This window comes from Comamonas thiooxydans, assembly GCF_000964545.1.
GTDB lineage: Bacteria > Pseudomonadota > Gammaproteobacteria > Burkholderiales > Burkholderiaceae_C > Comamonas > Comamonas thiooxydans.
The window spans coordinates 77,776-91,485 of record NZ_BBVD01000014.1 but is presented as its reverse complement, the minus strand read 5'-3'; the positions used below and the strand labels follow the sequence as shown (position 1 = coordinate 91,485).

15 protein-coding genes are annotated in these 13,710 nt (G+C 62.0%); 12 read left to right on the top strand and 3 right to left on the bottom strand.

Features of this window, described 5'->3' with window-relative positions; translation table 11 throughout:
- Positions 1-32: 32 nt before the first annotated feature.
- From Cth01_RS20085 to Cth01_RS20055, 7 genes are all read left to right on the top strand, one after another.
- Positions 33-809 (top strand): SDR family NAD(P)-dependent oxidoreductase, encoded by a 777-nt coding sequence (locus Cth01_RS20085; protein ID WP_034353017.1) that lies wholly within the window; start codon positions 33-35, stop codon positions 807-809.
- A 21-nt stretch (positions 810-830) separates the two neighbouring features.
- Positions 831-1,685 (top strand): enoyl-CoA hydratase family protein, encoded by an 855-nt coding sequence (locus Cth01_RS20080; protein ID WP_034353019.1) that lies wholly within the window; start codon positions 831-833, stop codon positions 1,683-1,685.
- A 1-nt stretch (position 1,686) separates the two neighbouring features.
- On the top strand, positions 1,687-2,850 hold the full coding sequence (locus Cth01_RS20075; protein WP_045840190.1) for an acyl-CoA dehydrogenase family protein: 1,164 nt from the start codon (positions 1,687-1,689) through the stop codon (positions 2,848-2,850).
- 53 nt (positions 2,851-2,903) lie between these two features.
- Positions 2,904-4,514, top strand: coding sequence for a benzoate-CoA ligase family protein (locus Cth01_RS20070; RefSeq protein WP_045840189.1), 1,611 nt, complete (start codon positions 2,904-2,906; stop codon positions 4,512-4,514).
- Between the two features lie 77 nt (positions 4,515-4,591).
- Positions 4,592-5,053, top strand: coding sequence for an acyl-CoA thioesterase (locus tag Cth01_RS20065; protein ID WP_080747105.1), 462 nt, complete (start codon positions 4,592-4,594; stop codon positions 5,051-5,053).
- 2 nt (positions 5,054-5,055) lie between these two features.
- Positions 5,056-5,448, top strand: a complete 393-nt coding sequence (locus Cth01_RS20060) for a RidA family protein (protein ID WP_012836821.1) — start codon at positions 5,056-5,058, stop codon at positions 5,446-5,448.
- Positions 5,449-5,628: 180 nt separating this feature from the next.
- Positions 5,629-6,300, top strand: a complete 672-nt coding sequence (locus Cth01_RS20055; RefSeq protein ID WP_045840188.1) for a GDSL-type esterase/lipase family protein — start codon at positions 5,629-5,631, stop codon at positions 6,298-6,300.
- Between the two features lie 38 nt (positions 6,301-6,338).
- Here Cth01_RS20055 and Cth01_RS20050 read toward each other — a convergent pair whose 3' ends face one another.
- From Cth01_RS20050 to Cth01_RS20040, 3 genes are all read right to left on the bottom strand, one after another.
- A complete protein-coding gene (locus Cth01_RS20050) occupies positions 6,339-7,541 on the bottom strand; it encodes a phospholipase A (protein WP_034405262.1) in 1,203 nt (400 codons plus the stop codon).
- A gap of 50 nt (positions 7,542-7,591) precedes the next feature.
- Complete coding sequence (locus Cth01_RS20045) at positions 7,592-7,915, bottom strand: hypothetical protein (protein ID WP_233425236.1); 324 nt, start codon at positions 7,913-7,915, stop codon at positions 7,592-7,594.
- Positions 7,916-8,083: 168 nt separating this feature from the next.
- The gene (locus Cth01_RS20040; protein WP_045840186.1) at positions 8,084-10,156 is read right to left on the bottom strand and encodes an ATP-dependent helicase; all 2,073 of its coding nucleotides are present in this window, start codon (positions 10,154-10,156) and stop codon (positions 8,084-8,086) included.
- A gap of 229 nt (positions 10,157-10,385) precedes the next feature.
- On the opposite strand from Cth01_RS20040, the gene Cth01_RS20035 reads away from it, so the two are divergent.
- The 5 genes from Cth01_RS20035 (at position 10,386) to Cth01_RS20015 (ending at position 13,657) form a co-directional block, all read left to right on the top strand.
- Entirely contained in the window at positions 10,386-11,174 is a 789-nt protein-coding gene (locus Cth01_RS20035; RefSeq protein WP_174447122.1) for a hypothetical protein, read from the top strand.
- Positions 11,171-11,737: a GTP-binding protein gene (locus tag Cth01_RS20030; protein WP_034353045.1), complete on the top strand. Its 567-nt coding sequence runs from the start codon at positions 11,171-11,173 to the stop codon at positions 11,735-11,737. Before Cth01_RS20035 ends, Cth01_RS20030 begins: the two co-directional genes overlap by 4 nt.
- A complete protein-coding gene (locus Cth01_RS20025) occupies positions 11,734-12,135 on the top strand; it encodes a roadblock/LC7 domain-containing protein (protein ID WP_045840184.1) in 402 nt (133 codons plus the stop codon). The genes Cth01_RS20030 and Cth01_RS20025 overlap by 4 nt, the downstream gene beginning before the upstream one ends.
- An 84-nt stretch (positions 12,136-12,219) precedes the next feature.
- On the top strand, positions 12,220-12,579 hold the full coding sequence (locus Cth01_RS20020) for a hypothetical protein (protein ID WP_003065585.1): 360 nt from the start codon (positions 12,220-12,222) through the stop codon (positions 12,577-12,579).
- Positions 12,580-12,706: 127 nt separating this feature from the next.
- Positions 12,707-13,657, top strand: coding sequence for an AEC family transporter (locus Cth01_RS20015; RefSeq protein WP_034378058.1), 951 nt, complete (start codon positions 12,707-12,709; stop codon positions 13,655-13,657).
- Positions 13,658-13,710: the final 53 nt, after the last annotated feature.

Below are 13,710 nucleotides of genomic sequence, written 5' to 3'. Positions count from 1 at the left end.
TCGCGCCAGTTTCGTGAGCGATGGAGAACTCAATGACAGGCGATCGGAACGATCAACATCAACATGCGCTGGTGACGGGCGCGGGCCAAGGCATTGGCGAGGCGATTGCACGCCAGTTGCTGGCGCAGGGCGCTCGCGTCACGGTGCTGGGGCGTCGCGCTGAGCCGCTGCAAAAACTGGTGGAAGAACATCCCGGTCAATGCCGGATGGTGCTGGCCGATGTGGCGGATGAAGCACAGGTGAAAACGGCGTTTGAAAAGGCAGTGGCTGCGCAAGGTGCCATCAGTATCCTGATCAACAACGCAGGTCAGGCCGGCAGTGCACCGTTCATGAAGATGGATGCCGCGCATTGGCAGCAGATGCTGGCCGTCAACCTGAGTGGCACCATGCACTGCATCCAGCAAGTGCTGCCGGCCATGTCCGCTACGGGCTGGGGACGTATCGTCAATGTGGCCAGCACGGCTGGTTTGGTGGGCTATGCCTATGTCGCAGCCTATGTGGCGGCCAAGCATGGCGTGGTGGGCCTGACACGAGCCCTGGCGCTGGAGTACGCCAAGACCGGGATCACCGTCAACGCCGTCTGCCCCGGCTATACCGAAACAGAGATTGTCAAAACCAGCATTGACCGCGTCGTAGCCAAGACCGGTCGCACACCAGAGCAGGCAATGGCCGAGTTCGTCAAATCCAACCCCCAAGGCCGCCTGGTACAGCCGCACGAGGTGGCGGACGCCGTGCTGTGGCTATGTGGGCGAGGCGCATCAAGTATTACCGGGCAAGCCATAGCCGTCGCTGGTGGCGAAGTCATGTGAACCGGATTTTTGGAGACAGACATGAGCGAATATGCAATCGATCCAGCGCTGCAAGCTGGCAATCACAAGCAGCTGGCGGGCTATAGGGCCACGCATTTCCAGTGGCAGGTGCAGGCTGGCGTGGCAACCATCACTCTCAATCGTCCGGAGCGCAAGAATCCGCTGACGTTTGATTCCTACGCCGAACTGCGCGACCTGTTTCACCAGCTCAAGTGGGCGCAGGATGTAAAGGCCGTGGTGCTGGTCGGCGCGGGCGGCAACTTCTGCTCGGGCGGTGATGTGCACGAAATCATCGGTCCGCTGGTCGCGCTCAAGGCCCCCGAGCTTTTGATGTTCACCCGCATGACGGGTGAGCTGGTCAAGACCATGCGAGCCTGTCCGCAGCCCATCATTGCGGCAGTCGATGGCGTGTGCGCGGGGGCTGGGGCCATCATGGCCATGGCCTCGGACATGCGCCTTGGCACTGCGCGCAGCAAGACCGCGTTCCTGTTCAACCGCGTGGGGCTGGCGGGCTGCGATATGGGGGCCTGCGCCATGCTGCCGCGCATCATTGGTCAGGGCCGTGCGAGTGAGTTGCTCTATACGGGACGCAGCCTGGGCGGCGAGGAGGGTGAACGCTGGGGCTTCCTCAACCGTCTGTGTGAACCCGAGAGCTTGCTGGCCGATGCGCAGAAGCTGGCCGCCGATCTGGCCGCCGGGCCCAGCTTTGCCAACGGCATCACGAAGACCATGCTGCACCAGGAATGGGCCATGACGATTGAGCAGGCCATCGAAGCCGAAGCCCAGGCCCAGGCACTGTGCATGCTGACCGAGGATTTCTCGCGTGCCTATCACGCGTTTGTCGCCAAGCAAAAACCGGTATTTCAAGGAAACTGACATGGCAGACACCAGCTATCTGAAGTGGCCTTTTTTCGAGCCCCATCACGCACGTCTGACACAGTCGCTGGATGCCTGGGCAAGGCAGAACATTGCGCATGCGCATGGCCCCGATGTGGATGCCGAATGCCGCAAACTGGTCAAGGCCCTGGGCGAGGCCGGCTGGCTGCGTCATGCGGTTGCGGGTACGGCCTATGGCGGTGCGGGAGAGCAGATCGACACCAGAGCCATCTGCCTGATCCGGGAGACTCTGGCGCGTCATAGCGGGCTGGCCGACTTTGCGTTTGCCATGCAGGGTCTGGGCTCGGGGGCGATTTCTCTGGCGGGCAGCGAGGAGCAGAAAAAACGCTATCTGAGCCTGGTGGCCAGGGGCGATGCGATCTCAGCCTTTGCGCTGTCAGAGCCCGACGCCGGCTCGGACGTGGCGGCCATGGCCTGCGAGGCCAGGCTGGAAGGGGATCACTATGTCATCAACGGCGAGAAGACCTGGATTTCCAACGGGGGGATTGCCGACTTCTATGTCGTTTTTGTGCGTACAGGCGAGGCTGCGGGTTCGCGTGGTCTGTCGGCACTGATTGTGGAGGCCGGCACCCCGGGCTTTGAGATTGCCGAGCGCATCAACGTCATCGCGCCACACCCGCTGGCGCGTTTGAAGTTTTCGAACTGCCGCGTGCCTGCCGCCCAGCTCGTGGGCGCGGCCGGCGAGGGCTTCAAGGTGGCGATGCGCACGCTCGATGTGTTCCGCACCTCGGTGGCCGCCGCATCGTTGGGCTTTGCGCGTCGTGCCATGGATGAGGCATTGCAGCGCGCGACCAGCCGCAAGATGTTCGGTGGCGTGCTGGCTGATTTTCAGCTCACCCAGGCCAAACTGGCGCAGATGGCCACGCAGATCGACAGTGCGGCGCTGCTGACCTATCGCGCAGCCTGGTTGCGTGACCAGGGCGAGAACGTGACACGGGAGGCCGCCATGGCCAAGATGACGGCGACGGAAAATGCCCAGCAGGTGATCGATGCCGCCGTGCAGATCTGGGGCGGCCTGGGCGTGGTCAGCGAGCAGCCTGTGGAGCGCCTTTACCGGGAGATTCGCGCCCTGCGCATCTACGAAGGCGCGACCGAGGTGCAGCAGCTCATCATTGGGCGTGACCTTATCAAAAGTCATAGCTGATGGCGCTTTTGTATCAAGCGTTTGATCCTGTTTTTGCCTGAAAGATCGGAATCATGTCGTACACCGCGCATATCGATACCTTTGCTGCCGACAACCTGCCACCGCCCGAGCAGCAGCCCGAGTTCATTTTCGAGCTGCCCGAGCTGAGGTTCCCCGAGCGCCTGAACTGTGCCGTGGAGCTGCTGGATAGACATGTGAGCGAGGGGCGCGGCGACCGTTTGTGCATTCAGGCCGAAGGCCTGCGCTGGAGCTATGCGGATCTGCAGCTCAAGGCCAATCGCATCGCCAATGTGCTGACGCAGGAGCTGGGACTGCAGCCGGGCAACCGCGTGTTGCTGTGCGCACCCAACAATCCCATGATGGTGGCCTGCTGGTTTGGCGTCATCAAGGCCGGGGGCATTGCCGTGGCCGCCATGCCGCTGCTGCGGGCCAAGGAGCTGTCCACCATCATCGACATAGCGCAGATCAGCCATGCGCTGTGCGATGCGGCGCTGCGCATCGAGGTGCAGGGTGCGCAGGAAAAAACCAGCACGCTCAAGGCCGTGCGCTATTTCAACAGTGTGGAAGCCGATGCACTGGAGCGCCTGATGGAGCAGGTGGGCGATGACTTCCAGGCCGTGGAAACTGCAGCGACCGATACCTGCCTGCTGGGCTTCACCTCGGGCACCACGGGCGTGCCCAAGGCCACCATGCATTTTCATCGCGATGTGATGGCGGTCTGCGCCTGCTGGCCCGTGCATACGCTGCGTGCCAATGCCGACGATGTGTTCATAGGCAGTCCTCCGCTGGCATTCACTTTCGGGCTGGGTGGGCAGGTGCTGTTCCCTATGTCCATCGGGGCCAGCATGGCCTTGCTGGAGAAAGCCGGCCCCGTGCAATTGGTCGATGGTATTGAGCGATTTGGTGCCAGTGTGGTGTTCACGGCGCCCACGTCCTACCGTGTGATGGCTCAGCAGGGCGAACGCATCCGCCGCACCCGGCTGCGCAAATGCGTGTCGGCGGGCGAGGCCTTGACCGCCTCCACACGCGCGCTGTGGAAGGGGGCGACCGGTATTGAAATCATTGACGGCATCGGTTCTACCGAAATGCTGCACATCTTCATCTCGCACCGCGAAGAGGAGGCTCGTCCCGGTGCCACCGGCAAGGCCGTGCCCGGCTATCGTGCCAAGGTGGTGAATGATGCGGGGGTCGAGGTACCGCCCGGCACCGTGGGCAGGCTGGCCGTGCAGGGACCAACGGGATGCCGCTATCTCAACGACAGCCGTCAGACCAAGTATGTGAGCCGGGGCTGGAATCTGACGGGCGATGCCTATCTGATGGATGTCGACGGCTACTTCGTTTATCAGGCACGCACCGACGACATGATCATCTCGGCCGGATACAACATCGCTGCACCCGAAGTCGAAGAGGCCCTGATGCAGCACGGTTCTGTGGCTGAATGCGCGGTGATTGGCGTGGCCGACAGCGAGCGAGGCCAGATCGTCAAGGCTTTTGTGGTGCTGCGTGCCGGCCATATGGCCAGCGATGCCATGGTCATGGAGTTGCAGGATTTTGTGAAGAGCCGGGTCGCTCCCTACAAATATCCACGGGCCGTACAGTTCGTCGATCAACTGCCGCGCACGGCCACGGGCAAGTTGCAGCGCTTTCGCCTGCATCAAACCTGATTGCTATGTTTTTAAAAGCTGCATGCGCCTGATTGAAAAGCGCTGCAGGCAGATTTTGCTGAAGGAATTGTTTGGGTATGAATGAAGTGGCAATGGCTTCAAAACGCTTTGTGACGCAGGTGCCGATTCGTTTTGCGCACTGCGATCCGGCGGGCATCATCTTCTTTCCCCAATATCTGGTGCTGTTCAACGGGCTGGTCGAAGACTGGTTCAACCAGGCGCTGGGCCTGAGCTATGCGGACATGCTGCACAAGGACAAGATGGGCCTGCCCATCGTGCATCTGGAGTGCGACTTTCGTGCCATCACCCGCATGGGTGAAACCGTGAGTCTGGGCCTGTCGGTTGCCAAGCTGGGCAATCGTTCGCTGACGCTCGATGTGGATTGCACAGGTCCTGAGGGACAGCTGCGCGTGACGGCGCAGAAAGTGCTGGTCTTCACCAGTCTTCAAACCCATCAGGCCATCACTGCGCCGCAACATATCCGCCACGCAATCGAGCGTTGGCAAAGTTCATCCAATCCAACAGAAAACAGGAGTTGAACATGCAAGTACTGCTGCCTCCGGGCTGGCCCCGGCCCAAGGGATATGCGAATGGCGTGGCCGTCAGCGGCCGCCAGATCTATGTGGCCGGCATGATAGGCTGGGACGCCGAAGGCCGGTTTCATACTGACGATCTCGCGGCGCAGGCCAGACAGGCCCTGCACAATATCGTCGAGGTGCTGCAGGCCGGTGGAGCCAGGCCCGAACATATCGTGCGCATGACCTGGTATATCACCGACAAGAAGGAGTATCTGGCGCAGCAGGCCGAGATCGGCAAGGCCTATCGCGAGCTGATTGGTTCATTCAGCGTGGCCATGACGGCCGTGCAGGTGGCCGCCTTGATCGAGGACCGGGCCAAGGTGGAGATCGAGGTGACTGCAGTCGTGCCCGACTGATTGGCAATCTGGGCACGCATAGCCGCTGGGCCTTGGGCGCAGCGGTTTTTTTTACGGCTGCTGCTTTGCAGTTTTACCGCTGTGCAGCGCGGTTTGCATTGGGGCAGCGGAGGCTGAGCTATCCTCGCGCCCAAGGAGCTACCCTCCAGCCGTTGCAAGCCCGCTGTTTTGTGAGATGCCATGAAGCCGATATTTGACCCGTACCGACGCCATGTTCTTCAAGGCATGCGTGCCGCAGCATTGCTGACGGGGGGCGCCATGCTGCTAAGTGCCTGTGGTAAGAAGACACCCAAGGCCGCTGCCGTTCCTGCCGGGGCTACCGTATTGGCGCTTGGAGACTCCTTGACGCAAGGTGTTGGCGCCAATGCAGATGCCAGCTACCCCACCCTGCTGGCTGAGCGCACGGGTTGGAAGGTGGTGAATGCCGGTGTTTCGGGCGAGACCAGCAAACAGATTGCGGACCGTCTGCCGGGGCTGCTCGATGAGCACGGGCCATCGTTGGCGATTCTGTGCGCCGGTGGCAACGACTGGCTGCAGCGCAGGAGCGAGCAAGTTGTGCAAGGCGAGATCACGCGCATGCTGCAGCTGTGCAAAGCCAGGGTGACGCCCGTGCTGCTGGTGGCCGTGCCGGAGCTGAGCCTGAGTGCAGCGTTGACGGGGCGCATGAAGGATCACTCCATCTACCAAACCTTGGCCAAGGACAACCGGGTGGCATTGTTGGCCGATGCCTGGAGCGAGGTGCTGGGCAATAGTGCCTTGCGCGCCGATCAGGTACATGCCAATGCCGCAGGCTATGCGCGGTTTACCGAGTTGCTGGTGGCTCAGGCCCGGGCTTCTGGCTTTCTGGCGTAAATCACGGCTCGGCCCAGCGGCTGCGGACCAGGCCGGCTTCAGAAGTCCAGCAGGCTCAGGCCCACGCTGAGTACCGTGCGCTTGTTGTTGTAGTCGACCAGGCTGTCGCCATAGCCGCTGAACAGCTGAACATGCAGGCGCAGATTGCTCTTGCCGCCGTTCCAGCCTTCGCCCAGGGTGCGCAGCCACTCGATACGACCGGATCCCTTGCCCTGGCCCAGCGAGCCGCGTGCAGTCAGGCCCAGATAGTTCTGCTCGTTGACGTTCCAGCCCAGCTTGACTTCACCACGACCGATGTAGTCCTGGATATGGGGGTTGTCGTCCTCAAGCGCGCTCTCCTTCATGCGCTGCCAGGCTTTCAGATGCAGCTGCCAGCGGTTGCCCAGCTCGGCCCCGGTCATCAGATACCAGCGGTTCCAGCTGCGCGACAGCGGGTTGCTCTGGCCGTTCGACTGATGAGCTATGCCTATGCCCGAGTAGCGCCAGCGCCAGCCCAGCGGCAGCTGGGCGTCCGTCGGGTAGACATAGAACACCTCGGGCTCGTGGTCGGTGGTGCGGAAGGGCCGCGAGATATCGCCGTTGAACAGTTGCCAGTAGGACTGCTGGGTATAGCCGAACCACAGCGAATCCTTGCCTGTCGAAGTGGGGCCGGTCAGCAGGCCGGAAGCAATCTTGGTGCGGGCCGAGAGCTGCAGGCGCATCTCGTGCTTCTGGTATGGCTGCTCGGTCGTCAGGCCGCGGCTGGGCGAATAGGGTTGCTGATTGACCTCGTCGCCCACGACCACGGAAACGGACATGGGGCGGTAGCCGCGGAAGTTGAAGGTGCCGCAGTCCGTGCCGGGCTCCAGTTCGTAGTAGCGCGAGACCTCGGTGTAGCGAGGATCGCGACAGCCGCCGTTGGTAGGCGAGAGACCCAGGCCGCTGTCGGCGCCGGCTGTGCTCGCCGTCGCTGAGCTGGCTGGCGTGGCGTGGTTTGCCGAGGCAGGATCCGGTGCTGCTTGTGCGCTGGCCGCTGGGGAACTCCAGCTGGTAGCGGGTGGCGCAACAGCCGGGCTTTGCTTGACTGCCCAGGCGTCGAAACATGCCAGACGGTCGGTGTTGCTGGTGGTGGCTGCGCATTGCTGCCAGCTTTCGGGGGAGGGTAGTTCTGCGCTGTTGGCGGTAACTGGGTTCAAGCCGCCGACCAGCGCCAGGCCGATGCTCAGGGTCAGGGGATGCGGGGTGAAAAAGCGAATACTCATGGGATCAATCAATGCACAGGCCGGTTGCGGTTGGCAACACCCAGCCCTGCTCAGGGTTGGGCCTTGCGCATGATGAACGCACGTGGTGGAACATTTTCTCCCTCCTGGTAACTGCCGTGAATTTCTGTACCGCAGCTGCCCTTGACCACCTCGCCAAGCCAGGTGCCGGTGATGCGTGAGCCGTCTGCGCTTTCTTCAAGCGTGACCGTGCCCTCGTTCACATCGCCCACCATGGGATGGTTGCTGCCCAGGCGGCTGACGCTGCCTTTGACATTGCCTTGCCATTCGGGATGCGGGCCCAGCACCATGAGGGCGGTTTCCTCACTGCCGGCGACGGAACCCATCCATTCCCCTTGCAACTGCTTGTCGCTCATCTGCCAGTCTCGCGCGCAAGTGCTGACAGGCTTGGAGTCAAACTGCGCGCAAGCGTTGATGGATAAAGCGCTGGCAGCTATGAAAATCAAGGTTCTCAAGGTTCTCAAGGTTCTCAAGGTTCTCAAGGTTCTCAAGGTTCTCAAGGTTCTCAAGGTCATCTCGGCTCTTCAGTTGGCGGCGCCCGGCGCCGCCTGGTTCTTGCGCGCGGCAAATTCTTCGCGCAGCTTGCGCAGCTTCTCGCGCGGGTCTTCCTTGGCCGTGGCCGCATCGAGGCCCATCTCCTTGATGAAGCGGCTGGGTTGGCAGGCCACCATCTCACGGCCCTTTTTGCGGCGCTTGGTCCAGCTCACGGCCAGCGTGCGCTGGGCGCGGGTGATGCCCACATACATCAGGCGGCGCTCTTCCTGCAGCCGTGCTGCCGTTTCATCGCTGACCTGCTGCTGCTTGCCGTCGTCATCGTCCAGCTTGAATGGCAGCATGCCCTCGGTCACGCCGACCTGCATGACATGGGGCCATTCCAGACCCTTGGAAGCGTGGAGGGTGGAGAGCACGACCATGTCCTGCTCCTTCTCGCGTTCGCTGATGGTGGAGAGCAGGGCGATGTTCTGTGAGACCTCCAGCAGGCTCTTGACCTCGGTCTGGGTGCTGGTGCCTGCAGCATCTTCTATCTGGCCGCCAGCACGCTGGGCCATCCAGTCGCAGAACTCCAGCACATTGCTCCAGCGCGCGGCAGCGACAGACTCGCTGTCTTCGCTGTCATACAGATACTGTTCGTAGCCAATTTCCTTGAGCCAGTCGATCAGAAAGCCGCGCGAGGCCTCAAACCCCAGGGTGTGGCGGGCGCGGTATTCCAGGTCGTTGATATAGCGGCCGAATTCCAGCAGGCTCTCGAAGGCCTTGCGCGGCAGCGCCTCCTCCAGCATGGCATTGAACAGCGAGCCGAACATGCTGAGCTTGTGTGCGGCAGAGAACTCCCCGAGCTTGCCCAGCGTGGTGTGGCCTATGCCGCGCTTGGGCGTGCCTATGGAGCGCAGAAAAGCCGGGTCGTCGTCGTTGTTGATCCAGAGGCGGAACCAGGCGCACAGGTCCTTGATCTCGGCGCGGTCGAAAAAGCTGGTGCCGCCCGAAACCTTGTAGGGGATATTGGCCTTGCGCAGCGCCTTCTCGAAGGGCTTGGCCTGGTGGTTGGCGCGGTAAAGGATAGCGAAGTCCTTCCACGCGGGCTGCGGGTTCATATTGGCGCGCAGGCCCTGAATGCGGGCCACGGCGCGCTCGGCCTCATGCTCTTCGGTGTCGCAGTCGATGATGCGCACGGGTTCGCCCTCGCCGAGTTCCGAAAACAGTGTCTTGGGAAACAGCTTGGGGTTGGGGCCGATCACATTGTTGGCCGCTCGCAAAATGGCGCTGGTGGAGCGGTAGTTCTGCTCCAGCTTGATGACCTTGAGCTGCGGAAAGTCCACGGGCAGCTTCTTGAGGTTGTCCAGCGTGGCGCCGCGCCAGCCGTAGATCGACTGATCGTCGTCGCCCACCGCCGTGAAGTGAGCGCGCTCGCCCACCAGGAATTTGAGCAGCTCGTACTGCGTGGCATTGGTGTCCTGGTACTCGTCCACCAGCACATGGCCCAGCAGGCGTTGCCATTTCTCGCGCACCTCGGGGTGGCCGCGCAGCAGTCGCATGGGCATGCCGATCAGGTCGTCGAAGTCCACGCTCTGGTAGGCGGTCAGGCGCTCTTCATAGCGCTGCATGATGAGAGCGGTGCTGCGTTCGTTGTCGTCCTGCGCCATGGCCAGGGCCTTGCGGCTGTCCCAGCCCTGATTCTTCCAGCCGCTGATGGTCCACTGCCACTGGCGAGCTGTCGCCACATCGGTGGTGCCGCCCGCGCAGTCCTTGAGGATGCCGGTGACATCGTCGGTGTCCAGAATGCTGAACTGGGGCTTGAGACCGAGAATGTGGCCGTCCTCGCGCACCATGCGCACGCCCAGCGAGTGGAAAGTGCAGATCAGCACCTCCTTGGCCTGGCGGCCGATCAGACCGGCGGCGCGTTCGCGCATTTCGGCGGCGGCCTTGTTGGTAAAAGTGATAGCGGCAATGCGGCGCGGCGCCAGACCGGTTTCGATCAGACGGCCTATCTTGTGCGTAATCACACGGGTCTTGCCCGAGCCGGCGCCTGCCAGAACAAGGCATGGACCTTCGGTGTAATGCACGGCCTGGAGCTGAGCGAGGTTGAGACCAGCAGACATGAAGCAGAGTGACCCATCATCAAAAACAAGGACTGGGAGCATACCGCTTCGCTGTGAAGAGCCCTGATGACAGCGCTCACAACTGACAAAAATCAGGGACTCAGCGAGCGTTTCACCTACACGTGCGCTCTCCTGTTACTTGAATAATTGTTGTAATAAGGTGTTAGTTGTGTAGCGTGAAGATTGCATCGTGTCCGGCCTTGATCCCGACAGCGCCAGCGAATTTTCGATGGTTGAGGGATTCATTGTCTTTTCCTCAACCCTCAGGGTGTTGTGCATGGCGAGAACCATCGGTGAAGTGAGCTTGGCCGCAGAACTTTGGACGCCTGCCGTGCAGCAGCGCTTTGAAGCGCTGTTCGCCGTGGCCGCGCGCAAGTCGCTTTCCGGCTGGCGTCAGGTTCCGCGCCATGCGGCCGAAGTGCTGGTGATCGAAGGGCTGGAGAGCCTGCTGGCCAGGGCCGAGGCGAGAGCTCCTTGCGTGGTCTATCTTGGCGGCGAGCCGGCCATGCAGCCGCTGGGGCGTTCTTCCCAGGGCTGGGCAGTACATCTTGATGTGGACTTCACGCTGTCCGACCTGATCGACATGCTCGACCGTGCCGCGGTTTTCCTCATGGACTGGAGAGCCCGGCACAGGGCCGGTGAGCCCCTGTCGCTGCAGCGTGCCTTGCAAGAGCTTCAGTCGCAGGGAGTCGACTGTACGCATTGCTTTCAAATCAAATCCTGGGTCGCCTTGCCTGGCAGCGCCAACAGCGCGCAGAACATGCGTGCGCTGGCGCTGCTCGCGCGTGGGCCTATCGATGCCAGATCGCTGGCCGAGCACGCCGGCATTGAGATGTCGCAACTATCGACCCTGCTGTCCCTGCCTCAGATTCAGGCAGTCCTGCGCTGTAGTCTGCGCGGCTCCGGGGATCCCTCCGCTGCGCAGAAATCAATTGCCCAGAAGCAGCCAGCCGCTTCCGTGACGCGTCAATGGCTCAGTAAGCTGACGGGCTGGATTACCCGTGGAGGACGTACATGACATCTTTCATGCCCATGCAGCCCGGCCAGGGCCTGCTGCGGGTGAGTCTGCTGGGGCCCATGGGCGTGGGCAAGACCACGGCGCTGCGCAGCCTGTGCGGGGAATTCATGGCAGGCAGCGATGTGCGCAACCTGGACAAGGCGACGCACAGCAAGGAGTTCACCACGGTAGGGGCGGAGTTTGGCGAGATCGACCTGGGCTCTGGCGAGCGACTGCAGCTGGTAGGCAGCCCCGGTCAGGATCGATTCGATTTCGTGCGCCGCTGGGTGCTTTCTGCATCGGTGGGAGCGCTGCTGATGGTGGACGTCAACGATGCGGGCGCGGTGGACTACGCCTGCGAGATGCTGACGGGGATCGCAGAGCTGGACCAGGCACCTTTGATGGTCATTCTCAGTTGCCGTCCCGCCAGCGGAGCAAGGCTGGAGGCATTCAGCTCCGCCCTGGTCGCCAAAGGCCATGACCTCACCCCGCTTGTTGAGGCTGATCCACGTGATCGCCAGCAGATGCTGGATGCCCTGAGCGTGCTGGCATCGCTGCTGTCCTTGCAAAGTCAGACTCTATGAAGACCCATAACTCCCTCGTGATTCCGCCACATGCCGTGGAGGCAGGTCAGGAAATCCTGGCGCGCGTGGTTTCCCCGGTGGCGGGCGTCCACATCGCCTTGCTCTGTACCCCTGACGGTTTCGAGATTTCAGCGCTGCGCATTCGCAGCGATCTGCCGACCGAACGACTGTCGGCCATGGCAGGCTCGCTCATGGCCATGGCCAAGGCTGTGGCCAATGAGATCGGACACAGGGATTGCAAGCGCCTGACCTTCGAGACGGAGTCGGGCACGGTGGTCTTCCAGGCGGTGAACGGCTCCTTCACGGCCGTTCTCTGTCTGGTGGTGGATCAGAACGCCTTGTTGGGTCGCGCGCTCTGGGCGGCCGGTGAGGTTGCCACAGGGTACCTGCCCTCTTGATCACAGGTTCACTGGAGTTCTGAGTCTGAGTGGGTGCGCATCCGTCGCACGAGTTCCTTGTCTTGCTTTTCAAAAGGTGGATTTATGGCCTCTATCCAGGATTCTCTGAACGCTCTGATGACCGCAGACGGTGCTGTCTGTGGCGCTCTCGTGGACAGCGCAAGCGGCATGCTGATGGGCAGCGTCGGCGGCGGCGTGGACATGGAGCTGGCCGCGGCCGGCAACACAGAGGTCGTGCGTGCCAAGATCAAGACCATGCGCATGCTCAATCTCAACGACCAGATCGACGACATACTGATCACTCTGGGCAAGCAATATCACATCATCCGTCCCGTGGCCGCCAATGACGGCGTGTTCTTTTATCTGGTGCTGGACAAGGCTCGTGCCAACCTGGCGCTGGCGCGCCGCAAGACTGCAGATGTGGAAAAGGAACTCAAGCTCTGACGTGCTGTCCTTGTATCCGTCACAGCAGCCTGCCTTGCGCAGGCTTTGTTTTTGGGTAGGTCTGCACTGAAAAATTTTCATCGCAGGCCGTGAGGGGGTTGGGGTCGGGCGCTGTCACAATTTGTGCGTGTTGTCCGTTCTACTCATCACCTTTCCCTTCTTTGCCCTGGTGGCTTGCGGTTTTGCCGCCACATGGCGCGGCATCCTGCCCCAGGCGTCCATCCCCGGCCTCAATGCCTTTGTGCTGTACTTCGCACTGCCCTGCATGCTGTACCGCTTTGGCGCGCAGACACCGATTCATCAGCTGCTCGACATCAACGTCATCCTGGTCTATCTGCTCTGTGCGGCGCTGATGGTGGGCACGACCGTGCTGCTGACGCGCGCACGCCTGGGCTGGAACGATGCAGCATTCGGTGCACTGGTCGCTGCTTTCCCCAACACCGGCTTCATGGGCGTTCCCATGCTGGCGGCGCTGCTGGGCGCGCAGAGTGCGGGGCCGGTGATCGTGACCATGGCCATCGACATGGTCATCACCACCTCGGCCTGCATTGCGCTGTCGCGGCTCGATCTGGCGGGAGGGCAAGGAATCTGGCTGGCAGTGCGCAATTCGCTCAAGGGCATGGCGTCCAATCCCATGCCCTGGTCGATTCTGCTGGGCGGCCTGGCCTCTGCCATGGGTTGGGTATTGCCCGGCCCGGTGGACAAGACCGTGGCCATGCTGGCCGCAGCGGCTTCGCCGGTGGCCTTGTTCACCATAGGCGCCGTGTTGGCCCGCTCGCAGATGAACAGCCACGAACGCGTCGCCGTGCGCGACTATGTACCGATCGCGCTGGCCAAGCTTGTCGTCCATCCCTTGCTGGTCTGGGCCGTCGGACTGGCAGCGATCTCCCTGGGACTGGGGCTTCAGCACGAAACCCTGGTGGTGCTGGTGCTGCTGGCGGCCCTGCCGTCCGCCAGCAATGTGTCGCTGCTGACCGAGCGCTACGGCGCCCACAGCGGTCGCGTGGCGCGCATCATCCTGGTATCGACCAGCCTGGCCTTCCTCAGCTTCTCCGCCGCCGTGGCGCTGATGACCTGATCAAAAACAAGAGCGGCTTGCGCAAGACCAGCCTGCGCAAACCGCTTTTCATG